The 24,126-nt window shown below is 72.0% G+C and carries 17 protein-coding genes; 2 read left to right on the plus strand and 15 right to left on the minus strand.

What is annotated here, in order from left to right:
* Positions 1 to 181: 181 nt before the first annotated feature.
* Positions 182 to 1,120: a 2-hydroxyacid dehydrogenase gene (locus BLT97_RS07700; RefSeq protein ID WP_093608011.1), complete on the minus strand. Its 939-nt coding sequence runs from the start codon at positions 1,118 to 1,120 to the stop codon at positions 182 to 184.
* Positions 1,121 to 1,213: 93 nt separating this feature from the next.
* Here BLT97_RS07700 and BLT97_RS07705 point away from each other — a divergent pair, with 93 nt between their 5' ends.
* Both BLT97_RS07705 and BLT97_RS07710 read left to right on the plus strand, forming a co-directional pair.
* Positions 1,214 to 2,206 (plus strand): aldo/keto reductase, encoded by a 993-nt coding sequence (locus BLT97_RS07705; protein ID WP_093608012.1) that lies wholly within the window; start codon positions 1,214 to 1,216, stop codon positions 2,204 to 2,206.
* Between the two features lie 320 nt (positions 2,207 to 2,526).
* Complete coding sequence (locus BLT97_RS07710) at positions 2,527 to 3,729, plus strand: PQQ-dependent sugar dehydrogenase (protein WP_093608013.1); 1,203 nt, start codon at positions 2,527 to 2,529, stop codon at positions 3,727 to 3,729.
* Between the two features lie 79 nt (positions 3,730 to 3,808).
* Here the strand turns inward: BLT97_RS07710 and BLT97_RS37780 are convergent, their stop codons facing one another.
* The 14 genes from BLT97_RS37780 to BLT97_RS07770 all read right to left on the minus strand — a co-directional run bounded on the left by BLT97_RS37780 (position 3,809) and on the right by BLT97_RS07770 (position 24,064).
* Entirely contained in the window at positions 3,809 to 3,982 is a 174-nt protein-coding gene (locus BLT97_RS37780) for a DUF6191 domain-containing protein (protein WP_176953687.1), read from the minus strand.
* Positions 3,983 to 4,612: 630 nt separating this feature from the next.
* Entirely contained in the window at positions 4,613 to 7,651 is a 3,039-nt protein-coding gene (locus BLT97_RS07715; RefSeq protein WP_093608340.1) for a helix-turn-helix transcriptional regulator, read from the minus strand.
* Between the two features lie 231 nt (positions 7,652 to 7,882).
* Complete coding sequence (locus BLT97_RS37785; RefSeq protein WP_176953688.1) at positions 7,883 to 8,059, minus strand: hypothetical protein; 177 nt, start codon at positions 8,057 to 8,059, stop codon at positions 7,883 to 7,885.
* Between the two features lie 262 nt (positions 8,060 to 8,321).
* Positions 8,322 to 8,900: a hypothetical protein gene (locus BLT97_RS07720; RefSeq protein ID WP_425442673.1), complete on the minus strand. Its 579-nt coding sequence runs from the start codon at positions 8,898 to 8,900 to the stop codon at positions 8,322 to 8,324.
* 42 nt (positions 8,901 to 8,942) lie between these two features.
* Positions 8,943 to 11,162, minus strand: a complete 2,220-nt coding sequence (locus BLT97_RS07725) for an MMPL family transporter (RefSeq protein WP_093608014.1) — start codon at positions 11,160 to 11,162, stop codon at positions 8,943 to 8,945.
* 314 nt (positions 11,163 to 11,476) lie between these two features.
* Positions 11,477 to 13,564 carry a phosphocholine-specific phospholipase C gene (locus tag BLT97_RS07730; protein ID WP_093608015.1) on the minus strand — a complete coding sequence of 696 codons (2,088 nt, stop codon included), beginning with the start codon at positions 13,562 to 13,564 and terminating at the stop codon, positions 11,477 to 11,479.
* Between the two features lie 232 nt (positions 13,565 to 13,796).
* Positions 13,797 to 15,302, minus strand: coding sequence for an Asp-tRNA(Asn)/Glu-tRNA(Gln) amidotransferase subunit GatB (gene gatB, locus BLT97_RS07735; RefSeq protein ID WP_093608016.1), 1,506 nt, complete (start codon positions 15,300 to 15,302; stop codon positions 13,797 to 13,799).
* A gap of 16 nt (positions 15,303 to 15,318) precedes the next feature.
* Entirely contained in the window at positions 15,319 to 15,552 is a 234-nt protein-coding gene (locus BLT97_RS07740) for a hypothetical protein (RefSeq protein ID WP_176953711.1), read from the minus strand.
* 5 nt (positions 15,553 to 15,557) lie between these two features.
* A complete protein-coding gene (gatA, locus tag BLT97_RS07745; RefSeq protein WP_093608018.1) occupies positions 15,558 to 17,057 on the minus strand; it encodes an Asp-tRNA(Asn)/Glu-tRNA(Gln) amidotransferase subunit GatA in 1,500 nt (499 codons plus the stop codon).
* Positions 17,058 to 17,063: 6 nt separating this feature from the next.
* Positions 17,064 to 17,360 carry an Asp-tRNA(Asn)/Glu-tRNA(Gln) amidotransferase subunit GatC gene (gene gatC, locus BLT97_RS07750; protein ID WP_016432511.1) on the minus strand — a complete coding sequence of 99 codons (297 nt, stop codon included), beginning with the start codon at positions 17,358 to 17,360 and terminating at the stop codon, positions 17,064 to 17,066.
* A 258-nt stretch (positions 17,361 to 17,618) separates the two neighbouring features.
* On the minus strand, positions 17,619 to 19,766 hold the full coding sequence (locus BLT97_RS07755; protein ID WP_342742716.1) for a putative bifunctional diguanylate cyclase/phosphodiesterase: 2,148 nt from the start codon (positions 19,764 to 19,766) through the stop codon (positions 17,619 to 17,621).
* Between the two features lie 210 nt (positions 19,767 to 19,976).
* Entirely contained in the window at positions 19,977 to 22,169 is a 2,193-nt protein-coding gene (ligA, locus tag BLT97_RS07760; RefSeq protein ID WP_093608020.1) for an NAD-dependent DNA ligase LigA, read from the minus strand.
* A gap of 97 nt (positions 22,170 to 22,266) precedes the next feature.
* Positions 22,267 to 23,229, minus strand: coding sequence for a methionine synthase (locus BLT97_RS07765; RefSeq protein ID WP_425442674.1), 963 nt, complete (start codon positions 23,227 to 23,229; stop codon positions 22,267 to 22,269).
* 145 nt (positions 23,230 to 23,374) lie between these two features.
* Positions 23,375 to 24,064 carry an SDR family oxidoreductase gene (locus BLT97_RS07770; protein ID WP_093608022.1) on the minus strand — a complete coding sequence of 230 codons (690 nt, stop codon included), beginning with the start codon at positions 24,062 to 24,064 and terminating at the stop codon, positions 23,375 to 23,377.
* Between the last annotated feature and the right edge of the window lie 62 nt (positions 24,065 to 24,126).

A 24,126-nucleotide genomic window follows, 5' to 3' on the forward strand; every position in this document is an offset into this window, starting at 1 on the left:
ACTCTCCGTGACGACCGAGGTCGCCGCGGGTGCCCTGCGCCGGGGAAATGTTGCAGAGCGTACCGAGACGGGGGCTCTCCGTACGCCCGCAGTGCAGTCTGGCCGAACTCCGTTGAGCGTGTGGGGCGTTCGAGTGTCCTGGGGCGTCAGGCCGCGGTGCGCGCGCCCGCGCCGGGGCGGCTCACTCCGTCGTGAGGACCACGTTGTCCAGGGGCTCCCCGGCCGCGAAGCGGGTCAGCTGGCGCGCGAGCAGCCGCTTCGCACGCGGCTCGAACGCCGAGGTGGAGCCACCCACATGAGGGCTGATCAACAGGTTGGGCGCATGCCACAGGGGGTGACCCGCGGGCAGCGGCTCGGGGTCCGTGACGTCGAGCGCCGCCCGGATGCGGCCCGACTCCAGCTCCGCGAGCAGGGCCTTGGTGTCGACCACGGCACCGCGCGCGACGTTCACCAGCAGGGCGCCGTCCTTCATACGCGCGAGGAAGTCCGCGCCGGCCAGGTGGCGGGTGGCGTCCGTGAGGGGTGTGGAGAGGATCACCACGTCGGCTTCGGGGAGCAGGGCGGGCAGTTCGCCGAGCGGATGCACGGGGCCGCGCTCCGTGGTGCGTGCGGAGCGCGCGACGCGCGCCACCCGCGCGCACTCGAAGGGCGCGAGCCGGTCCTCGATCGCGGCGCCGATCGATCCGTATCCGACGATGAGCACGGACTTGTCGGCGAGCGCGGGATAGAAGCCGGCGCGCCACTCCTCCTGCTGCTGCCCCTGCACGAATCCGGGGATGCCGCGCAGCGAGGCGAGGATCAGGGCGAGGGTGAGCTCGGCGGTGGAGGCCTCGTGCACGCCCTTCGCGTTGCACAGGCGCACGCCCGGCGCCAGCGAGCCGAGTCCGCCCTGTACGTGGTCCACGCCCGCGGAGAGGGTCTGCACGACCTGGACGGAGCTCATGCGCGGCATGGGCCGTACCGCGATCTCGGGGCCCTTCATATAGGGGACGACGTAGTACGCGCAGTCGGCGGGGTCGGCCGGGAAGTCCGACGCACCGTCCCAGAAGTGGTAGGTGAGGCCTTCGGGCAGGCCGTCGATGTCCTCGGCGGCAAAGGGGAGCCATACGTCTGCGGTCATGGTCAGGAGGCTAATCGGCGCGGGGCCGTTGGCCGCGGGCGGGAGGCGAGAGGTTAGTTTGGGGCCCGTCGGTCGAAGGGGAGGCACAGCCAGGTGGAGCGCAGGACGGTCGGCTCGGCGGCACTCGAAGTGGGCGCGATCGGGCTCGGCTGTATGCCGATGAGCTGGGCGTACACCGCTTCACAGCAGTACGGCGAGGAGTCGCTGCGGGCCGTGCACACCGCACTGGACGCGGGGGTCTCGCTGCTCGACACGGCCGACATGTACGGGCCGTTCACCAACGAGCTGCTGCTCGGGCGGGTGTTGAAGGAGCGGCGCGCGGACGCCTTCGTTTCGACGAAGGTGGGACTGCTGGTGGGCGAGCAGCACATCGTCGCCAACGGGCGTCCCTCGTACGTGAAGCGGGCCTGCGACGCCTCGCTGCGGCGGCTGGGGACCGATGTGATCGACCTGTACCAGCTGCACCGCGCGGACCCCGAGGTGCCGGTCGAGGAGACCTGGGGCGCGATGGCGGAGCTGGTGACCGCAGGGAAGGTGCGCTCGCTGGGGCTGTGCGCGGTGGGCGCGCGGGCGGGGCGGCGTCCCGGCGCGCGGCTGCACGACGCGACGATCCGCCAACTGGAGCGGGTGCAGCAGGTGTTCCCGGTGAGCGCGGTCGAGGCCGAGCTGTCGGTGTGGTCGCCCGAGGCGCTCGACGCGCTGCTGCCGTGGTGTGCGGCGCGCGGGGTGGGGTTCCTGGCGGCGATGCCGCTCGGGAACGGGTTCCTGACGGGGACGCTGACGCCGGGCGAGGGCTTCGAGCCCGACGATCTGCGGGCCAGGCACCCTCGGTTCACGGCGGAGATGATGGCGGCGAACCAGCCGATCGTCGCGGGCCTGCGCCGCATCGCCGACCGCCACGGCGCCACCCCCGCGCAGATCGCGCTGGCCTGGGTCCTGACGCGCGGCCGCCACGTGGTGCCGGTGCCGGGCACGAAGCGCGCGGCGTGGGCGGCGGAGAACGCGGGCGCGGCGGGGGTGCGGCTCGGCGAGGAGGACCTGCGGGAGATCGCGGAGTTGCCGGCTGGGGTGGGGTCTTGGGAGTAGGTGGGTGGGGCGGTGGCCGGGCGGCGGGGGTCGGGGGTCGGGGGTCGGGTGAATGGCGCGCGGTGATCGGGGTGGCTCGTCGGGTGGTGGCTGACGGTTGGCCGCAGAAGGCTGGCGGTTGATGGTTGGCCGCTGAGGGCTGGTGGTGGGCGGTTGGCCGCTGACGGCTGGTGGGCGGCTGCGGGCGTACGAGGATCCGCGGCGCACGCGCGTGGCCCGTGTGTGCTGACCGGCCGGACCGCCGGGCGGGGCAGGCGATCCCGGTGCGGTGGGCCGGGCGCGGGGAGAAGTTGTGGGAACCCGGGCGGCCCGAGCGGTGTATGAACGATAGGACCGCGATCGTCGAAGGGACCTCGGCTGTGCAACGAACCGCAGTACCCGCCGTGTTGGCCGCCTCCGTGCTGCTGCTCTCCGCCTGTTCGGGCGACGGGGACGGCTCCCCCAAGGAGAGCCCGCGCGCCTCGACCCCGGGCAAGCAGGGCGAGCCCTCGGCCTCGGGCAAGCCCGACCCGGACCTGCCGCCGGCGGAGGGTTCGGCGAAGGTGGTCAAGACGCTGGCCGCGGACCTCAAGTCGCCCTGGGGGCTCGCCGCCCTGCCCGACGGCGACCTGCTCGTCTCCTCGCGCGACGAGGCCACGATCACCAGGATCGACGCGGAGAGCGGCAAGAAGACCGAGATCGGCGAGGTGCCCGGCGTGGCGCCCGGCGGCGAGGGCGGCCTGATGGGCCTCGCCCTCTCCCCCGCGTTCGCCTCGGACCAGTATGTGTACGCGTACTTCACCACCGCGTCGGACAACCGCATCGTGCGGCTGCAGTACGACGAGAAGAAGCCCGCGGGGCAGCAGCTGGGCGCGCCCGACACAGTGCTGCGGGGCATCCCGAAGGGGTCGAACCACAACGGCGGGCGGATCGCGTTCGGCCCGGACAAGATGTTGTACGCGGGTACGGGCGAGACCGGGGACACAGGTCTGTCGCAGGACAGGAAATCCCTGGGCGGCAAGATCCTGCGGATGACGCCCGAGGGCGATCCCGCGCCGGGGAACCCGGAGGCGGACTCGGTGGTGTACTCGTGGGGCCACCGCAATGTGCAGGGGCTCGCCTTCGACAAGGAACAGCGGCTGTGGGCCGCCGAGTTCGGCCAGAACACGTGGGACGAGCTGAACCAGATCGGGCCCGGCAAGAACTACGGCTGGCCCGATGTCGAGGGCAAGTCGGACGATGAGTCGGAGTTCGTGAACCCCGTGGAGCAGTGGTCCACCGACGAGGCCTCGCCCAGTGGCATCGCCTGGGCCAAGGGGTCGATCTGGATGGCGGGGCTGCGTGGCGAGCGGCTGTGGCGGATCCCGCTGGACGGCACGAAGGCGCTCGCGAAGCCGCAGGCGTTCCTGGAGGGCGAGTACGGCCGACTGCGGACCGTGCTGCCCGCGGGTGGGAACCGGCTGTACGTGGTGACCAGCGAGACCGACGGCCGAGGGTCGCCCGAGGGCGGGGACGACAAGGTGCTCGTGGTGGAGGTGGAGTAGGACGCGCGCGGGGCGAGCCCGGAAGGCGGCGGTAGAGCAAGGGGCCCGGAGGAGCAGTGGGGGCCGGGCCCGCGCCCGGCTACTCCTTCGGCTGAGCGGGGACGCGGATGACGACCTTGCCCGAGCTGAGGTCGATCTCGCCCTTGCCGGGATCGCCGTCGTTGATGTCGACCTTGGTCAGGGCGAGGCGCTTGCGTTCCTCGTCCGTGTGCTTGCGGCCGGGATTGAAGAGCTCTTCGATCAGGTTGAACATCCTGCACCTCCAGGGGTGGGCTCTGCCTGACCAACGGAGACGGGGCCCGGGAAATTCCCGAAGCGGGGCTCGGGGATGGGCGAGGCAGGGGCGGCCGGAGGGTGGCGCGGGCTGCGGATGGTGCGGGCTGCGGATGGTGCGGGCTGCGGATGGTGCGGGGAGGGCGCCGGTCCCGGCCGGAGACGGCGCCGGAGCATGGGCGGGGCGGGTCCCGGCCCATGGGCGGCACGGGCTCCGGACCACACGGGCGACTCGGATCCGGTCCGCGGGGCGACTCGGATCCGGTCCACAGGCGAACCGGTTCCGGCCCACCAGGGCAACTCGGAATCCGGCCGGCAGGCGAGACAGGTTCGGCACCGCCACGGATGGCGCGGGCTCACAGCCGCGGCAGGCTCCGGAGCACGAGCGGGCGTGACGGGCCTCCCGAGCACCGGGAGACAGGCTCCCGCGCACGGCGGAACAAGCCTCCGGAGCACCGGAGAGACAGGCCCCGACCCACGGACGGCACAGGGCCACGGCCCGCGCGCGGGACAGGTCCGGCTCGTCGTCGGCGGGCGGGCCCCGGACCACAGGCAGGGCGCCAGACCACGGGCCGGGCGGCCCACCTCGCCCGGCCCGGACGCCCCCCGCTCAGAACAACCGCAGCCGGTGGGCCAAGGCCGCTGCCTCGCCTCGGCTTGTCACGCCCAGTTTCGCCAGGATGTTGGAGACGTGGACGCTTGCCGTCTTCGGGGAGATGAACAGGGACTCCGCGATGCCGCGGTTGGTCTGGCCTGCCGCCACCAGGCCGAGGACGTCCCGTTCGCGGCTCGTCAGGCCGAAGGTCTCCAGGGGGTCGTCCGGGGCCGTGTCCGCTTCCGTGAGCGCCGGCCGGTCCTCGGTGAGCGTGAGGCGGGCGCGCCGGGCCAGCAGTGAGATGTCCTCGATGAGCGGCTTCGCGGACAGGGTCTCGGCCACCTCGCGGGCCGCCAGGAGCAGGTCGCGGGCGCGGGCGCGGACGAGGTCGCCGGTGCCGGAGGTCAGCAGGGACTCCGCGTAGCGGTAGTGGACGCGGGCCAGTCCGTAGGGGCGCTCGGCCGCTTCGAAGGGCTCGACCACCTCGGCCCAGTCCTCGGGCGTCGCGCGGTCCTCGGCGCGCAGCAGCTCGGCCCGTACCCACCGCTCGTACCCCTGCCATACGGGCACGGGCGTGGCCACGGTCTTCGCCGCGCGGCGGATCAGCTCGATCGCCCGCTCCCGGCCGGCCTCGGCGGCGGGCAGCCCGCGGGCGTCCGCCTCGGCCACCGCCGCGGTCAGCAGCAGCGGCCAGGCATAGCGCTGGGTGCCCGGCGGCAAGCCCTGCTCCAGGGTCTGCGCCAACTCGGCGCGCAGATCGGCGATCCGGCCCTCGCCCGCCGCGACGCCGAGGGAGAGGCGTACAAGGGGAATGAGGTACTGCGGCTGCGGGTCCTGGCTGCCGTAGAGCCTGCGGGCCTGGGCGAGATGGCCGGCCGCGGCCTCCCACTCGCCGCGGTACAGCGCGAGCCTGGCCAGCCGCTCGGCGGCCCCCACGCGGGGTTTTGCGCTGGAGGCGGTACGGCCGACCTCGGCCACCGCTGCCACCGCCTCGTCCCACTTGCCGTAACTGATCAGGGATTCCGCGAGGTTGGCCCAGACCCAGCCCTCGGCGTCGGCGAGCCCGTAGCGCCGGCAGAACTCGATGCCCTCGCGGCCGTACGCGATGGCCTCGGCCGAGCGGCCCACGCCTTCGAGTACGGACGGCAGATTGACGTGGACGCGCGTGAGGTCCCGGGTGAGCCGGCCACCCGAGACCTTGCCGCGCACGGCCAGCATCAGCTCGAGGCCTTCGTCGATCTGGCCGGACTCCACGAGGAGTCCGCCGAGCGTGAGCTGCGCATTGGACTCGATGTCCGTGGCGCCGACCATCCGCGCGTACTCCACGGCCCGTTCGGCCGCGACGAAGGTCTCGGGGCCCGGGTGGTGCAGGGAGCCCCAGGTGGCGCGGTACGCGAGGATCTCGGCGTGCACCGGGGAGGGTTCGAGGCCGCGCAGGAGCTCCTCGGCGCGGGCCAGCTCCGGCCAGCCGTCGCCGCGGCCGAGGGAGGTGAACAGCCAGGACTTCTGGTTCCAGAACCAGGCCTCGCGCAGCGCGTCCGGCTCCTCCTCCAGGAGACGGAGCGCCCGCTTGGTGATCTTCAGGGCGCGCTCGCGCTCGCCGCAGAAGCGGCCCGCGATCGCCGCCTCCGCCATCAGGTCGAGGTATTGCAGCGGCTTGGTCCCGGGGTCGCTGCCGCACGGCGGGTACGCCTCGGTGTAGTCGGCGGCCCGCAGCCGGCCGCGCACCTCGTCGCCCACCAGCTCCCAGAGCTCCATCGCCCGCTCCAGGAGCCGCAGTTGCTCCGAGAAGGCGAAGCGCCGGCGGGCCACGACGGCGGCGGTCAGGATGGCGGGCAGGGCCTTGGCGGCGTCCTTCGCGCAGTACCAGTAGCTGGCCAGGCGCGGCGCGCGCTCGTCGGCGCGCAGCAGTCCGGGGTCGGCCTCCAGGGCTTCCGCATAGCGCCGGTTGAGCCGGGAGCGCTCCCCCGGCAGCAGGTCGTCGCTGACGGCCTCGCGCACCAGGGAGTGCCGGAAGCGGTAGCCGTCGCCGGCCGGGGTGGCGAGCAGGATGTTGGCGCCGACGGCGGCGCGCAGGGCCTCGATCAGCTCGTCCTCACCGAGCCCGGCGACGGCGGCGAGCAGGTCGTACTCCACCGTGGAGCCGCCCTCGGCCACCACGCGGACCACGCGCTGGGCGTGCTCGGGCAGCGCCTCGACCCGTACCAGGAGGACATCGCGCAGCGTCTCGGGCAGGGCGTGGTCGCAGTCGTCGTCGGAGCAGGCGAGCTCCTCGACGAAGAACGCATTGCCGTCGCTGCGCTCGAATATCCGCTCCACCAGGGCCTCTTCGGGCTGCGCGGCGAGGATGCCGGCGAGCTGGCGGCGCACCTCGCCGCGCGTGAAGCGGGACAGCTCGATGCGGCGCAGGGTGCGCAGCCGGTCGAGCTCGGCGAGGAGGGGGCGCAGCGGGTGGCGCCGGTGGATGTCGTCGGCGCGGTACGAGGCGATCACGACGAGGCGGCCGCTGCGCAGCGTACGGAAGAGGTAGGTGAGCAGATGGCGCGTGGAGGCGTCGGCCCAGTGGAGGTCTTCGAGCACGAGCACGAGGGGGCGCTCGGCGGCGACCCGTTCGAGCAGGCGGACCGTGAGCTCGAAGAGGCGGGCCATGCCTTCGTCCTCGCCCTGCAGGCCGTGCGCCGGCGGGCGGGCGGGGTCGGCCAACTCGGGGAGCAGCCTGGCCAGTTGCTCCTCCTGGCCGGCCGCGGCGGCGGCCATCTCGTCCGGGAGCTCGCGCAGGAGGGAGCGGAGCGCGGTGGAGAACGGCGCGAACGGCAGCCCCTCGGCGCCGATTTCGACGCACCCGCCCACCGCGACGACCGCGCCGTCCTTCGCCGCGGCGGCGCAGAACTCCTCCAGGAGACGGGTCTTGCCCACCCCCGCCTCACCGCCGAGCAGCAAGGCCTGCGGCTCGCCGGCGGTGGCGCGGGCGAGCGCATCGTTCAACACGGTCAGCTCATCGGCACGACCCACGAACACCGGACTGACGGACCTGGTCTCCACAGCGCCGAGCATCGCACGCGGGTCCGACAACGCGGCACCCTCTACCGGGATGACCCCGGTCACCTGCGGTGATGCGGTCCTCCAGGGTGCGGGCACGGCACGTGTGCCTTCCTCTGTACCCGACAGCGGAAGGGCCCCGCCACCCGGCCCGGTGCCCGGGCCGGCGGCGGGGCCGGTCGCTGCTGCTTCTGTGCTCATGTGGGTGCTCCCTCGACGCTCGCGCGGCGGGTACGGACTCGTCGCTCACGCGGCGCGTACGAAGCGGAGCTTCCGCTGCAGGTGTGTCACCCGCCCCTCCGTGTCCTGGTCGGCGGCCCTGCGCTGACGGCGCAGCTTGCGGGCCTCGGCGGCACGGCGCTGCTCGGCGGCCTCACGGACGAGCTCGGCCTGGCGCAGCTGCTGCATCTCGTACTCGAACATCTCGGTCTCCCCTGGGAGTCGGCGGCCGGTCGGTTCCGGCCTCTCGCTCTCTGCGATGCCTCTACTTTCGCGGCCCAGAGGGGTCCGCCACATCGGGAGAACGCCGCATCTGCGGGACCCGTATGCCTTAGTCCGCGGGCCCCACCCCCCTCAGACACGCCTAAGCCCCCTGGATCCGCGGGGATTCAGGGGGCTTAGACGGCTTAGACGGCTTAGAAGACTTAGAGGGGTCGGGGGCTGAGGGCAGGGGCGGTACGAGACCTCAGGAGGTGGACGGCAGTCCCATGAAGAGGTCCAGGTACTTCGCCACGGCGAGCAGCAGGCCGATGATGCCGAGCGCGACACCCGCCCAGGCCACCGACTTGATCCACGGCGCCTGCACCCGGCCCGGTGCGCCGAACGCGGGCCGCGCCAGCACGAACGCGCCGATGAGCAGCGCGACGAGCGCGAAGGCACCGCCCACCAGGGCGGTGGCGTGCCAGGCGTTCCCGTACACCGCCTCCACCTGCTTGGCCACGCTCGCGGAGCTCGAGGTCTCCAGCTGGCCGACCAGCGAGGTGCGCGCGGAGGCGATGGTGCCGACCCAGCTCCCGGTCAGCGCGACGATGCCGAGTCCCGCGGAGACGACGGCGGCGGCACCCTGGCCCACGCCGGCGGAGGGCCGCTCCACCGGAGCCTCCGCCTCGTCGAAGCCGTCATCGTGGCCGCGCGTCGAGGCCGTCCTCGGTGCCGTCCCCGTCGACCTGGTCCGCCCGGCCTTTCTGGCCCTCGGCCCGCTCGCCCGAAGCCGAACCCTGCCCGTCCGCCACCCCGGCGTCCGTTTCACGCTTCTCGATCTCAGTGCTCATGCACGGCACGCTAGGTGGACCGTCTGAGAGCTTCCTTAACGTTCCCCGGCCAGCTCGGCACCGGCGTCCACCGCACCCGGCACCCGCTGCCCCGGCACCGCCACCCCGCGGCACTCCGGCGGCTCGATGCTGATCCGCGGCAGGATCCGGTCCAGCCACTTCGGCAGCCACCAGTTCGCGCCGCCCAGCATGTGCATCAGGGCGGGCACGAGCAGCGTGCGCAGCACGAACGCGTCGAGCGCCACCGCCGCGGCAAGCGCGATGCCGAACATCGCGATCACCCGGTCCCCGCTGAGCACGAAGGCCAGGAAGACCGAAATCATGATCACCGCGGCCGAGTTGATCACCCGGCTGGTCTCGGCGAGGCCCACCCGGACCGCACGCCGGTTGTCCCCGGTCTCCAGCCACTCCTCGTACATCCTGCTGACCAGGAACACCTGGTAGTCCATGGAGAGCCCGAAGAGCACCGACACCATGATCACCGGCAGGAAGGGCTCGATCGGTCCCGCGGTCCCGAGCCCCATCGCGTCGGCGCCCCAGCCCCACTGGAAGATCGCGACGACCACGCCGAACGCCCCCGCGACGGCGGCGATGTTCATCGCGGCGGCCTTGAGCGGGATGCCGATCGAGCGGAACGCGAGCAGCAGGAGCACGCAGCCGAGGCCGACCACCACGCCCACGAAGAGCGGGAGTTTGCCGACGATGATGGCCGCGAAGTCGTCGTATCCCGCGGTGATGCCGCCGACGTAGGTCTCGAGCGAGGTGCCCTTCTCGGCGGCCGGCAGGAGCTCGCCGCGCAGGGTGTCGACCAGGCGGCTGGTCGCCTCGGACTGCGGCGAGGACTCGGGGACGACGGTGAGGTGGGCGACCCGGCCGCTCTCGTCGTACGTCACCGGGGTCACGGACGCGATGCCGTCGGTGGCCGCGAGCCGTTCGGCGAGCTTGTCGAGGGCGAGGCGGTCCTCGGCGCCGTTCACCTCGGCGGCCACGGTGAGCGGGCCGTTCACGCCCGGCCCGAAGCCCTCCGCGAGGAGGTCGTAGGCCTGGCGCGTGGTGGACGAGCGCGGGTTGTTGCCCTGGTCGGAGGTGCCGAGCCGGAGCGAGAACGTCGGCAGCGCGAGCACCGTGATCACCAGCAGCGCGAGGGCGCCGAGCAGCTTGGGGCGGCGCTCCACGAAGGCGGACCAGCGGGCGGCGAGCCCGGTGGGCAGCTCGGGCGTGGGCCCGTCGGCGGCGAGCTTGGCGCGTTCCCTGCGGCTGAGGGCGCGCATCCCGATGTACGACAGGAGGGCGGGCAGCAGCGTCACCGATGCGGCGACCGTCAGGACCACGGTCAGGGAGGCGGATATCGCCACGCCGTTGAGGAAGTTGAGGCGCAGGATCAGCATCCCGGCCAGGGCTATGCACACGGTCGCGCCGGCGAAGACCACGGCACGTCCGGTGGTGGCCACGGCCTCGCGGGCGGCCTCCGCGACCGGCAGGCCGCGCTTCAGGCCGCGGCGGTGGCGCGTCACGATGAACAGCGCGTAGTCGATGCCGACGCCGAGGCCGATGAGGGTGCCGAGCATGGGCGCGAAGTCGGCGACGGTCATGGTGTGGGCGAGCAGCACCGTACCGGCGTACGCGGTGCCGACGCTGACGAGCGCGGTCGCGATGGGGATGAGGCTGGCGGCGAGCGACCCGAACGCGAGGAAGAGCACCACGGCCGCGACGAGCACACCGACGGCTTCGGCCGTGTGCCCGGTCTTCGCCTCGGTGAGGCCGATCGCGCTGCCGCCGAGCTCCACCTGGAGCCCGTCGCCGGCCGCGTCCTTGGCGGTGTCGACGAGCGCCTGCGCCTCGCCCCTGTCGATGTCGTTCGCCGCCTTGTCGAAGGTGACGACGGCGTACGCGGTGTGCCGGTCCTGGCTGATCTGGCCGGCGCCGGCCTTGTGGTACGGGCTGACGACGGTGGAGATGCCCGGCAGCGCGGCGACCTCGTCGAGGGTCTTCGTCATCGTCTGCTGGACGTCGGCGGCGTCGACGGTGCCTTCGTCGGTGTGCCACACGATGGTGTCGCTGTCACCGCCGAGCTGCGGGAAGCCGCTCTCCAGGAGTTCGGCGGCGCGGCCGGACTCGGTGCCGGGGACGCTGTAGTCGTTGGAGTAGGCGCTGCCGGCGAGCATCGCCGCGGTGCCGGTGCCGAGCAGGGCGCCGATCCACAGCAGGACGGCGGCCAGTCGGTGCGTGATGCACCACCGTGCGAGTGCTGCCACGGAGCTGCTCCCTGGTCGTGCTGGACTTCAACGGTCTGGGGGTCGGGAACAGCCCTGGTGGAACTCGCGCCCTGTGCACGGGCGTCCGCCCGCTGCCTGTGCGGGCACGCGGCCCGTCACGCGGACACTCTTGCAGCGAATAGAGATCGATTGTCCCTTTCGTGTCCTTCCTCACAGGAGTGCTCGGTCATACGGTGCGTTGGTCCCGCGCCCCACGGGCAACGGCCCGCGGACGCGGGACCAACGGCAAGGGCGCCCGCCGGGGACGCGCGCCCGCTCGTGCGCCATCCGGAGACGCGCGCCCCGCCCGTGCCCTATCCGGAGACGCTCGCCCGCCCGTTCTCGATGTGGCCCGCGAGCCGGCGCCGGAAGCCCTCGTCGCCCGCGGCCGTGATCTCCAGGTCGTACCAGCCGTGCGCGTCCCCGGTCCGGTGCGTGAGGGTGCGGGCGCGCCCCGGGCGGACGTGGAGCTCGCGCGGCCGCTCGTCCCCGTACGCGAGGGAGCGCACCGTGAAGGTCAGCTCCTTCTCGCCGTCGTTGCGCAGGGTGATCCGCACTCCGCGCCCGTGCCCGTCGATCTCCGTGGCCACCGCGGCCGTCCCCGCCGCACGTCCCGCGAACTCGCGCCGGAAGCCGTTCGGCCCGGTGACCGTGAACTCGTACGCCTCCCCGGCGAGCGGCACCTGCCACTCCTTGCGGCCCGTCACGTCGGTGTGCTGGGGCACGGCGAACTCCCCCGCGTACGGGTAGAGCGCCAGCGGCACACTGGAGCGCCCACTGTTCGTGACCCGCAGCCGGAAGACCTTCTCGCGTACGGATCCGTAGGCGTCCGGCTGGTACGGCAGCGCGCGGGCGGGCCGGCGGCCGGGCTCCTGCTCGGGCATCTTCTGGTCGGCGGGCGGCTGCGGGCGCCAGCGCCCGGTGAACGGCGGGATCGCGGCGGGCTGCTCGACCTCGGGCTGCCTGCGGCCCCTTTTGAAGTCGAAGGCTCCCGTCAGGTCGCCGGTGATACGGCGGCGCCAGCTGCCGATATTGGGCTCGCGGATGCCGGTCCACTTCTCCAAGAAGCGGATCACGGAGGTGTGGTCGAAGACCTCCGAGGAGACGTAACCGCCCACCGACCAGGGCGAGATGACCAGCATCGGCACCCGGATCCCGAGCCCGGTCGGCAGGTCCTTCCAGTACTCCTCGGTGTCGCCGGCGGGCGGCACCGGCGGCGGTACGTGGTCGAAGAAGCCGTCGTTCTCGTCGTAGTTGATGAGGACGACGGTGTGCCGCCACACCTCGGGGTGCGAGGCGAGCGCGTCGAGCACCTTGTAGACGAGGGTCGCGCTGTGGATCGGCGAGGAGGTGCCCGGGTGCTCGGAGTCGATCGCGGAGGGCACGAGGTAGGAGACCTCGGGGAGCTCACCGGCGGCCACGTCCGCGGCGAAGGTCTCGGCGAGCTTCCCGGTGGGGACCCGCCGCAGCCCGCGCTCGAACAGCGAACGCTCCGCCTCGTCAAGGGCCTTGACGCCCTCCTCCAGAGCGGCGAGCAGCCGGGTGCGCTCGGCCTCGTCGGCCGTGTCCCGCACCTTGGCGTAGAACGCCTCCATGTACGTGAAGCCGGTGCCGGCGAGCACCTTGCGCGCGATGGCCTTGAAGGGGGTGAAGAACTCGATCTGGTTGTCGGTGAAGTTCTCCCACTCGGTGTACGTCTGCCACGTGCGGCCCGCCTTCTCCAGGCGCTCCGGGTACGAGGTCCACGCGTAGCCGGGGTGGGTGCCCTCCGCGTAGGCGCCGTTGCCGACCGCACGGTCCCCGTTGGCCTCGAAGCCCGTCTTGCCGCTCCACAGGTGGTTGCGGTTGGGGCTGGTGGAGGTGTGGATGGACGAGTGGTAGGCGTCGCAGATCGTGAAGGTGTCGGCGAGCTCGTAGTGCAGCGGGATGTCCTCGCGCGTGTAGTACGCCATCGTGGCGGCCGACTTGGCGCTGATCCAGTTGTCCATCCAGCCGCCGTGCCAGGCCTTGCCGCCGCCGGTCCAGTCGTGGTTGAGGTCGCCGATGTACTGGAGGTCCTTCTGCGCGGCCGCCGCGGCCTCGCGCACCGGGAAGGGCAGCACGGTGCGCAGCAGGTCGGGCTGCTCGAACACGCTCTTGCCGGTGGGCAGCCGGATGGCGTTGCGGTCCCCGAAGCCGCGTACGCCTCTGAGCGTGCCGAAGTAGTGGTCGAAGGACCGGTTCTCCTGCATGAGGATCACCACGTGCTTGACCGCCTTGAGCCCGCCGGGCGGCGGCTCGTGCGCCAGGGCCTCCTGGAGCGAGGGCGGGAGCAGCGATCCCGCGGCGGCCGCGCCCAGCGCTCCGCCGCCGAGGGCGAGCAGGCGTCTGCGGGAGATGTCGGAGGGCGTCGTCGAGGACACGGTGGCTGACCTCCTGGTCGGGGGCTCGGACGTTCACCGGCGCCACAGGGGCACCGTCCGTGGACGCTAGGCCGCGACGGTGGCGAGGAGAAGTCACCGGCACGACTTGACAGTGAACGACCAACTCCCGCGGCGCCTGGCCGGAATACGCAGAACGGCGCCCCCGCCGCGTACAACCGATGAGGTCGTACGGGAACGGGGGCGCCGCTCGTGGTGCGGTGAAGCGGGAGGATCAGCCCTCGACGCCCAGCTCCTTGAGGATCAGCTCCTTCACGCGGGCCGCGTCGGCCTGCCCGCGCGTGGCCTTCATGACCGCGCCGACCAGCGCGCCCACCGCGGCGACCTTGCCGCCGCGGATCTTGTCCGCGATGGCCGCATTGCCCGCGATGGCCTCCTGGACCGCCGTGGTCAGCGCGCCGTCGTCCGAGACGACCTTCAGACCGCGCTTCTCGACGACCTCGTCCGGGGTGCCCTCGCCCTTCAGGACCCCTTCGAGGACCTGGCGGGCCAGCTTGTCGTTGAGGTCGCCGGAGGCGACGAGCTCGCAGACGCGGGCGACCTGCGCCGGGGTGATGCCGAGCTCGTCGAGGGCCTTGCCCGACTCGTTGGCGTGACGGGCCAGTTCGCCCATCCACCACTTGCGGGCCTGGTCCGACGGGGCGCCGGCCTCGATCGTGGCGACGATCGGGTCGACCGCGCCGGCGTTGAGGATCGACTGCATGTCGAACTCGCTGACGCCCCACTCCTCGCGGAGCCGGTTGCGGCGCACGCGCGGCATCTCGGGCAGCGCGGCCCGCAGTTCCTCGACCCACTCGCGCGCGGGAGCCACCGGCACCAGGTCCGGCTCGGGGAAGTAACGGTAGTCCTCGGCATTGTCCTTGATGCGGCCGGAGGTCGTGGAGCCGTCCTCCTCGTGGAAGTGCCGGGTCTCCTGGACGATCTTGCCGCCGTCCTTCAGGACCGCCGCGTGCCGCTGGATCTCGAAGCGGGCCGCACGCTCGACGGAACGCAGAGAGTTCACGTTCTTCGTCTCGCTGCGCGTACCGAACTCCTTGGTCCCGTGGGGACGCAGGGAGAGGTTCACGTCGCAGCGCATCTGGCCCTTGTCCATCCGGGCCTCGGAGACGCCGAGCGCCTTGATGACCTCGCGCAGCTCGGCCACGTACGCCTTGGCGACCTCGGGAGCACGCTCGCCCGCGCCCTCGATCGGCTTGGTGACGATCTCGATCAGCGGGATGCCGGCGCGGTTGTAGTCCAGCAGGGAGTGGGACGCGCCGTGGATACGGCCGGTGGCACCGCCCACGTGCGTGGACTTGCCGGTGTCCTCCTCCATGTGGGCGCGCTCGATCTCCACGCGGAAGACCTCGCCGTCCTCCAGCTGTACGTCGAGGTAGCCGTTGAAGGCGATGGGCTCGTCGTACTGGGAGGTCTGGAAGTTCTTCGGCATGTCCGGATAGAAGTAGTTCTTCCGGGCGAAACGGCACCACTCGGCGATCTCGCAGTTGAGCGCGAGGCCGATCTTGATCGCCGACTCGACGCCGATCTCGTTCACCACCGGCAGCGCGCCGGGCAGGCCGAGACAGGTCGGGCAGGTCTGGGAGTTGGCGTCCTGCTTCAGCTCGGTGGAGCAGCCGCAGAACATCTTGGTCTTGGTGCCGAGTTCGACATGGACCTCAAGGCCCATGACCGGGTCGTACGACGCCAACGCGTCCTCGTACGACAGAAGTTCGGTGGTCACGGTGAAACTTTCCCTCTCAGCCCAGCAGGACGTCGTCGTCGCCGAGCTTCTTCAGCTCACGGAAGAGCAGCGCCAGGCCGGTGACGATGGCGGCCGCGGAGACGGCGGCGTCGACGAGGCGCAGCGTGTCGTGCTCCTTGCGGGCCATCCGCGCCTGCTTGACGACGCCGATCGCGCCGGCGGCGGTCGTGGCGATCGACAGGTACGCGCCGGGCTTGGACTTCTTGAAACCCTTGGCCTTGGCAGTCATGGGACTCACAGCGACGGTGCCTCCTCGAGCAGCGGGTGACCCCACTTTTCCACGAAGGCGGCCTCGACGGCAGCGCCCACCTTGTACAGGCGGTCGTCCTTCATGGCGGGGGCGATGATCTGCAGGCCGACCGGCAGACCGTCCTCGGGTGCCAGGCCGCACGGGAGCGACATGGCGGCGTTGCCGGCCAGGTTGGTCGGGATGGTGCACAGGTCCGCGAGGTACATCGCCATCGGGTCGTCGGCGCGCTCGCCGATCGGGAAGGCCGTCGTCGGGGTCGTCGGGGAGACGATGACGTCGACCTGCTCGAAGGCGGCCTCGAACTCGCGGGTGATGAGCGTGCGGACCTTCTGCGCGCTGCCGTAGTACGCGTCGTAGTAGCCGGAGCTCAGGGCGTACGTGCCGAGGATGACGCGGCGCTTGACCTCGTCGCCGAAGCCGGCCTCGCGCGTGAGCGCGGTGACCTCCTCGGCGGACTTGGTGCCGTCGTCGCCCACGCGCAGGCCGTAGCGCATCGCGTCGAACCGGGCGAGGTTCGAGGAGCACTCGGAGGGCGCGATCAGGTAGTACGCGGACAGCGCCAGGTCGAAGGTCGGGCAGTCCAGCTCGACGATCTCGGCGCCGAGCTCCTTGAGCAGCTCGACCGACTCGTCGAAGCGCTGCACGACACCGGCCTGGTAGCCCTCGCCGCGGAACTGCTTGACGACACCGACGCGCATGCCCTGCACCGAGCCGTTGCGCGCGGCCTCGACGACCGGCGGGACCGGGGCGTCGATGGAGGTGGAGTCGAGCGGGTCGTGCCCGGCGATCACCTCGTGCAGCAGCGCGGCGTCCAGGACCGTACGGGCGCAGGGACCGCCCTGGTCGAGGGAGGACGAGAACGCGACCATGCCGTAGCGGGAGACGCCGCCGTAGGTGGGCTTCACGCCGACCGTGCCGGTGACGGCCGCGGGCTGGCGGATGGAGCCGCCGGTGTCCGTGCCGATGGCGAGGGGGGCCTCGTACGCGGCGAGCGCGGCGCTGGAGCCGCCGCCCGATCCGCCCGGGATACGGGTGAGGTCCCAGGGGTTGCCGGTCGGGCCGTACGCGCTGTTCTCGGTGCTCGACCCCATGGCGAACTCATCCATGTTGGTCTTGCCGAGGATGACGACGTCGGCGGCCTTCAGCTTCTTGGTGAGCGTGGCGTCGTACGGCGGGATCCAGCCCTCGAGGATCTTGGAGCCGACCGTGGTCGGGATGCCCTCGGTGGTGAAGATGTCCTTGAGCGCGAGCGGGACGCCGGCGAGCGGGCCGAGCTTCTCGCCGTTCGCACGCTTCTGGTCGACGGCGCGGGCCTGCGCGAGGGCGCCCTCACGGTCGACGTGCAGGAAGGCGTGCACCTTCTCGTCCACGGCCTCGATCCGGGCCAGGTGGGCCTCGGTGACCTCGACCGCCGTGAGCTCGCCGTCCTTGATCTTCTGCGCGATCTCGGCGGCCGTGAGCTTGATGATGTTGCTGTCCGTCATGGTGGGTTAGTCCTCCCCCAGGATCTGCGGCACCTTGAAACGCTGCTGCTCCTGGGCCGGGGCGCCGGAGAGCGCCTGCTCGGGGGTGAGCGAGGGGCGGACCTCGTCCTTGCGCATGACGTTCGTCAGCGGCAGCGGGTGGGAGGTCGGCGGTACGTCTTGGTCGGCGACCTCGCTGACGCGGGCGACCGCGCCGATGATGTCGTCGAGCTGGCCTGCGAAGTGGTCGAGCTCTTCGGGCTTCAGCTCCAGACGCGCCAGCCGGGCGAGGTGGGCGACCTCCTCGCGCGTGATGCCAGGCATGCGGATCCTCACGGGGGTGCGATTTCTATGGTTCGGCGTTTGGGGCAATCCTATGGGGCCCGGCCCTGTGCCCGTTAAACGGTTTCGCGCGGGCGCGGACCGGGGGCGCCTGCGGCGGGCGGATTTCCCCTACCCGCCCCTTCCCGAAACCGGGGGCTCCGCCCCCGGACCCCCGTATCGCGCTGAACGCGCTCGTCCTCAAACGCCGGACGGGCTGGAATGCCGGCCCCCCACCGGCCTCGCACCCGGGAACGAGACCTACGGCACAACCGACCCGGACGCCCGGTCCACGTCGTCCACATCCGCGGCGCCCGCCTCCAGCTCCGCCGGCCGCCGCCACCCCCGCGACCCCCGCGCCAGGAGCCACGCCGTCGTCTCCTCCGCCGGCATCGCCGCCGCGACCAGCCAGCCCTGGACCGCGTCGCAGCCCAGGTCCCGCAGGCGCTCCCAGGTCTCGTCGTCCTCGACGCCCTCCGCGACCACGACGAGGTGCAGGGAGTGGGCGAGGTCCACGGTGCAGCGGACGATCTCCGCGTCCTCGGCGTCCACCGCCAGGCGGGCGACGAAGGAGCGGTCGATCTTGAGCTCGCTGACCGGCAGGCGGCGCAGGTGGACCAGGGAGGAGTAGCCGGTGCCGAAGTCGTCCAGGGACATCTTCACGCCGTGCGCCGTGAGCCCGGCGAGCGTGTCCGCGGCACGCTGCGGGTCCTCCAGGAGGACGTGTTCCGTTATTTCCAGCTGCAAGGCGCCCGCGGGCACCCCGTGGCGCGCGAGGCGCGCGGCCACCGAGCCGGCGAAGCCCGGGGTGTGCACGTCGCGCGGCGAGACATTGACCGCCACGGGGACCTCGAGGCCCTGGGCGCGCCAGCGCGCCACCTGGGCGAGGGCGGTGTCCAGGACGTACTCGGTGAGGTGCGGCATCAGGCCGGAGGACTCGGCGATGGCGATGAACTCGTCCGGCGGGACCTTTCCGCGCTCGGGATGCACCCACCGTACGAGCGCTTCGAGGCCCGCGACCTGGCCGTCGAAGCGGACCTTCGGCTGGTAGTGCAGCTCGACCTCGCCGGCGTCGAGCGCGCGCCGCAGGTCGCCCAACAGACCGAGCCGGTCGGGGGTGTTGGAGTCGCGCTTGGACTCGTAGACCTCCACGCCCGTGCGGTCCACCTTCGCCTGGTACATCGCCACGTCCGCGCGGCGCAGGAGCCCCTCGGCGTCCAGGGCGTGGTCGGGGTAGACCGCGAGGCCCGCGCTCGCTTCGAGGACGAGGGTGAGGCCGTCGAGGTCGAGCGGCGAGGAGAGTTCGGCGACCAGGAGGCGCGCCATGCGCTTGGCCGTCGTGGTCGAGTCGCAGGTCGGCAGGAGGACCGCGAACTCGTCCCCGCCGAGGCGGGCCGCCTCCGCGCCCTTGGGCAGGGCGAGTTGGAGCCGGTCGGCGATCTGAAGCAGGAGCCGGTCGCCCGCGAGATGACCGAGGGTGTCATTCACCGAACGGAAGCGGTCGAGGTCGATCAGGACCAGGGCGGAACGCGCACCGATCCGCTCGGCCTCGTCCAGTGCCGCCCAGGTCCGCTCCAACAGCCACTGCCGGTTGGGCAGTCCGGTGAGCGGGTCGCGCAGCTGCTCCTCGGCCCGCGCCCGCGCGATCCACAGTGTGGAGTCGAGGGCCACGAGCGGGATCGCGAAGAGCGGCAGCAGGACGGGCAGCGCGACGGCGACCACGCAGATCAGCGGGGCGATGCCGAGCAGCGCGACACCGACCAGACCCTGGCGGACCATCGCGGTCCGGGCCACCGTGGGCAGTCCGGCCGCGTGCGGCGCGTGCACGTACCAGAGCAGCAGGCGGGTGACGACGAGATACGCGCCCGCGACGAGCGCGACCTCGGGGACGGCCCACAGGTCCCAGGCCTCGGGCGTCCAGGGCGTCTCGACGGTGGGCACCTCGCCGAACGCCGCCATGACCAGCGCGCCGGCGCCGATCCCGAGCACGTCGACCGCCCCGTGCACCAGACCCTGGCGCCAGCGGCGCCTGCGGGCCGCGCCCACCAGGATGATCACGGTGAGGCTGACCATCCCGGCCGGCACCCAGCCGTAGAGCAGCAGCACCGCAAGGGTGAGGGCGGCGCCCGAACCGGTGCCGCCCCACCAGCGCTCCCGCCCGAGCGCGACCAGATGCGCCACGATCACGCCGACCAGGACGGCGAGCGACCAGCCGACGGTGGAGCCGGGGAACAGCGCATGGTCCTCGGTCAGCGCTCTGTACACCCCGGCGCCGAGCACGACCGCGGCGACGGAGACGACGGCGGTGGGCAGCGCGGGCGCCCATGACCAAGGCAGCCGGGACACCGGATCGGCGCTCTCGGTCGGTTTCATTCCCGTCCCTCTCACAGCCGGCGGTGCCCACGCCACGCGGCCCCTGTCAAAAGTCACCGCGTCCGAAACCTTTTCCCCCGCTCCTGGTGAGCGGGAGAAGCCCCATCCGCAACTGGACACGGCAGGTGCACACCTCAACAGTAGGCCGCAGAAGGCTTCCACGGGCAGCGGTCGAGCACGGTTGCCCGAATGCGACCCGGCCACCCGTATGCATCTGGTATGCGCCGAACGGGTGGCCTTCAACCGCTACTCGGGTACCGGAAGTGCAACGTCCTGTGCGGCCTCCGGGCCTTGTTCCAGCAGGACGGCGAAGCCCTCCTCGTTCAGAACCGGCACCTTCAGCTGCATCGCCTTGTCGTACTTCGATCCAGGGTTGTCACCCACCACCACAAAGGAGGTCTTCTTCGAAACCGAACCGGTCACCTTCGCTCCGCGCGTCTGGAGCGCCTCTTTCGCGCCATCTCGCGTGTGGCTCGCGAGGGTGCCCGTGACGACCACGGTGAGCCCTTCGAGGGGCCGCGGACCCTCGTCCTCGCCGCCCTCCTCCTCCATGCGGACCCCGGCGGCGCGCCACTTGCGGAGGATCTCGCGGTGCCAGTCCTCGGTGAACCACTGCTTGAGCGAGGCGGCGATGGTCGGCCCGACGCCCTCGACGGCGGCCAGCTCCTCCTCGGTGGCCTGCTCGATGCGGTCCATGGAGCGGAACTCGCGCGCGAGCGCCTCGGCGGCGACCGGGCCCACGTGCCGGATCGACAGGCCCGTGATGATGCGGGCGAGCGGGCGGTCCTTGGCCGCGGCGATGTTGTTCAGCATCGCCACCGTGTTGGTCTTGGGCTCGCCCTTCTGGTTCGCGAAGAAGGTGACGACCTTCTCCTCGCCCGTCTTCGGGTCGCGCTTGGGCAGGCCGGTGTCCTGGTCGAGGACGTACGACTTGATCGGCAGGAGCTGCTCGACGGTGAGGTCGAACAGGTCGCTCTCGTCCCGCAGCGGAGGCTCGGACGGCTCCAGGGGCTGGGTGAGGGCGGTGGCGGCGACGTATCCGAAGTTCTCGATGTCGAGGCACTTGCGGCCCGCCAGGTAGAACAGGCGCTCGCGCAACTGGGCCGGGCACGAGCGGGAGTTGGGGCAGCGCAGGTCGATGTCCCCCTCCTTCATGGGCCGCAGCTCCGTGCCGCACTCGGGGCACTCGGCCGGCATCACGAACGCGCGCTCGCTGCCGTCGCGCAGGTCGACCACCGGGCCCAGGATCTCGGGAATGACGTCACCGGCCTTGCGCAGCACGACGGTGTCGCCGATGAACACGCCCTTGGCCTTGACCACGTCCTGGTTGTGCAGCGTGGCGAACTCGACCTCGGAGCCCGCGACGGTGACCGGCTCGACCACCGCGTAGGGCGTCACACGGCCCGTGCGGCCGACGCCCACGCGGATGTCCACCAGCTTGGTGTTGACCTCCTCCGGCGGGTACTTCCAGGCGATCGCCCAGCGCGGGGCGCGCGAGGTGGAGCCGAGCCGGCCCTGGAGCGGGATCTCGTCCAGCTTGACGACCACGCCGTCGATCTCGTGCTCGACGGAGTGCCGGTGCTCGCCGAAGTACGCGATGAACTCCCGTACTTCTTCGAGGGTCTGCACGACCTTGTTGTGCTGCGCGGTGGGCAGGCCCCACCCCTCCAGCAGGTCGTACGCCTGCGAGAGGCGGGTGATCTCCAGGCCCTCGCGGGCGCCGATGCCGTGCACCACCATGTGCAGCGGGCGCGTGGCGGTGACGCGCGGGTCCTTCTGGCGCAGCGAACCCGCCGCGGCGTTACGGGGGTTGGCGAAGGGCTTGTCGCCGCCCTCGACCAGGCGCGCGTTCAACTCCTCGAACTTCTCCATCGGGAAGTAGACCTCCCCGCGGATCTCCACCAGATCCGGGATCTTCTTGCCCTTGAGGCGGTCGGGGATGTCGGCGATCGTGCGCACGTTGGGCGTGATGTCCTCGCCCTCGCGCCCGTTGCCCCGGGTGGCCGCGCGGGTCAGGCGGCCCTTCTCGTACGTGAGGTTGACCGCGAGGCCGTCGACCTTGAGCTCGCACAGGAAGTGGTGGTCGGAGGTGCCGACCTCGGCGGACACGCGGCCCGCCCAGGCCGCGAGCTCCTCGTCGTCGAACGCGTTGTCCAGCGAGAGCATGCGCTCGCGGTGCGCGACCGTGGCGAAGTCCGTCTCGTAGGAACCCGCCACCTTCTGGGTCGGCGAGTCGGGCGTGCGGAGCTCCGGGTACTCCTCCTCGAGCGCCTCCAGGGAGCGCAGGAGCTTGTCGAAGTCGGCGTCGCTGATGACCGGTTGGTCCTTCACGTAGTACCGGAAGCGGTGCTCCTCGATCTCCTCCGCGATCTGCGCGTGCCGCTCACGCGCCTCGCCGGGCACCGAAGACGTGCCGCCTGCCTGCTCCGTGCCGACCATCGTGTGTCCTCCCACGCCTTTGAAGAAAGCCAGTCCCGTTGGCCTGTCGTCCTGCGTCTCGTGCTGCGTCACCGCGGTGCTGCTCGCCCCGGGCCCGTCACTCAGGGTTGTCCGCGAGCGAACGCGCCGCCGCGACGCAGTGGGCGAGCGCCTTGCGCGCGTACGCGGGCGAGGCCCCCGCGAGCCCGCACGACGGCGTGACCACGACCGACTCCGCGAGCAGCCCCGGATTCAGGCCGAGCCTGCGCCACAGCGTCCTGACACCCATGACGTTACTGGCAGGGTCCGACAATGCGGCCTCCGACGACGGCAACGACAGCACGACTCCCGCGAAGAGTTTCAGTCCGGCCTCCACGCCCTCGCCGATCGGCTCGTCGTCACGCTCGGTGAGCAGCGCGGCGTCGAAGGAGACACCGGCCGCGCCCGCGCGGCGCAGGAGGCGGAAGGGGACGTCCGGGGCGCAGCTGTGGACGACCGCCGGGCCGTCGTGCGCCTCGATGAGGGTGCGGAGCGCGGACTCGACCACCTGGCGGTCCACGGCGCGGTGGGTGCGGTAGCCGCTCGCCGTCTTGATCTGTCCGCGCAGGACGGCGGTGAGCGAGGGCTCGTCGAGCTGGAGCACGATCTGTGCGCCCGGGATGCGGCGGCCGACGTCGGCGAGGTGCTGGGTGAGACCCTCGCGCAGGGAGCCCGTGATGTCGCGGCAGGCGCCCGGGTCGGACAGCGCGGACTCGCCGTTGCGCAGCTCCACGGCGGCGGCGAGCGTCCACGGTCCGACGGCCTGGATCTTCAGCGGGCCCTCGTACCCTTGCGTGAACTCCTCCAGGGCGTCGAGGTCCTCGCCGAGCCAGGACCAGGCGCGGCGGGTGTCGCGTCCCGGCCGGTCGCCGAAGCGCCAGCCGCTGGGCTCGACGCGCGCGTACATCTCGACGAGCAGGCCGAGGGTGCGGCCGATCATGTCGGCGCCCGGGCCGCGGGCAGGCAGCTCCGGCAGGAACGGGAAGTCCTCGAAGGTGCCCGCGGCGGTCTTCGCGGCCTCGCGTGCGTCGCCGCCGGGCATCGAGCCGACACCGGTGGCCGGGCCCCAGGTGAAGGTGGTCTTTTCGCTCACCCCGGAAGGGTACGTAACCGGCCGGGCCCCGGCGGCCCGCCCCGGGTGCTGCGGCACCCGGAGCGCCCGGCAGGCGGGAGAGGGAAGACAGGCCCTAGCGCCCCGGCCGGACCGTCAGGTCGTTCACCTCGGCGTCCCGCGGCAGGTCGATGGCCATGAGGATGGTGGTGGCCACCGACTCGGGGTCGATCCAGCGCGCCGGGTCGTACTCCTTGCCCTCCTGCTGGTGCACCTTGGCCTGCATCGGGCTGGTGGTGCGGCCCGGGTAGACGGTGGTCACGCGCAGGCCGTTGGGCTTCTCCTCGTGGCGCAGCGCGTCGGCGAGCGCCTTCAGACCGTGCTTCGATGCGGCGTACGCGGACCAGTCGGCGTGCGCGTTGAGGCCCGCGCCCGAGTTCACGAAGAGCACATGGCCCTGTGTGACGCGCAGTTGGGGCAGGAAGTGGCGGGTCAGCTCGGCCGGGGCGATCAGGTTGACCTCCAGCTGGGAGCGCCAGATCTTCGGGGTGAGTTCGCCGACGGGTCCGAGGTCGACGATGCCCGCGATGTGCAGCAGCGTGTCCACGCGGTCGGGCAGCGACTGGTGCGAGAAGGCCCAGGAGAGGCGGTCCGGCTCCGCGAGGTCGCCGACGAGGGTCTGCGCACCCGGGTAGCGGTCGGCGAGTTCCTTGGCGCGGCCGGCGTTGCGGGCGAGCAGCACGAGGTCGTCCCCGCGGGCGTGCAGCCGGGCCGCGACGGCGGCGCCGATGCCCGAACCTGCTCCGGTGATCACATGAGTAGCCATGCGTTCATCGTGCCAGGAGCCGCCTGACCTGCGTCGCGGCGCCCGGGATCCGGGAGGGGCCC

Source organism: Streptomyces indicus, from assembly GCF_900100315.1.
Lineage (GTDB): Bacteria > Actinomycetota > Actinomycetes > Streptomycetales > Streptomycetaceae > Streptomyces > Streptomyces indicus.

Excerpts from the sequence above, each read along its gene's own strand:
- BLT97_RS07700 (WP_093608011.1), bottom strand. The coding sequence starts at position 1,120 with ATGACCGCAGACGTATGGCTCCCCTTTGCCGCCGAGGACATCGACGGC.
- BLT97_RS07710 (WP_093608013.1), top strand. The coding sequence starts at position 2,527 with ATGAACGATAGGACCGCGATCGTCGAAGGGACCTCGGCTGTGCAACGA.
- BLT97_RS37780 (WP_176953687.1), bottom strand. The coding sequence starts at position 3,982 with ATGTTCAACCTGATCGAAGAGCTCTTCAATCCCGGCCGCAAGCACACG.
- BLT97_RS07715 (WP_093608340.1), bottom strand. The coding sequence starts at position 7,651 with ATGCTCGGCGCTGTGGAGACCAGGTCCGTCAGTCCGGTGTTCGTGGGT.
- BLT97_RS37785 (WP_176953688.1), bottom strand. The coding sequence starts at position 8,059 with ATGTTCGAGTACGAGATGCAGCAGCTGCGCCAGGCCGAGCTCGTCCGT.
- BLT97_RS07740 (WP_176953711.1), bottom strand. The coding sequence starts at position 15,552 with ATGACTGCCAAGGCCAAGGGTTTCAAGAAGTCCAAGCCCGGCGCGTAC.
- gatA (WP_093608018.1), bottom strand. The coding sequence starts at position 17,057 with ATGACGGACAGCAACATCATCAAGCTCACGGCCGCCGAGATCGCGCAG.
- gatC (WP_016432511.1), bottom strand. The coding sequence starts at position 17,360 with ATGCCTGGCATCACGCGCGAGGAGGTCGCCCACCTCGCCCGGCTGGCG.
- ligA (WP_093608020.1), bottom strand. The coding sequence starts at position 22,169 with ATGGTCGGCACGGAGCAGGCAGGCGGCACGTCTTCGGTGCCCGGCGAG.
- BLT97_RS07765 (WP_425442674.1), bottom strand. The coding sequence starts at position 23,229 with ATGCCCGGCGGCGACGCACGCGAGGCCGCGAAGACCGCCGCGGGCACC.
- BLT97_RS07770 (WP_093608022.1), bottom strand. The coding sequence starts at position 24,064 with ATGGCTACTCATGTGATCACCGGAGCAGGTTCGGGCATCGGCGCCGCC.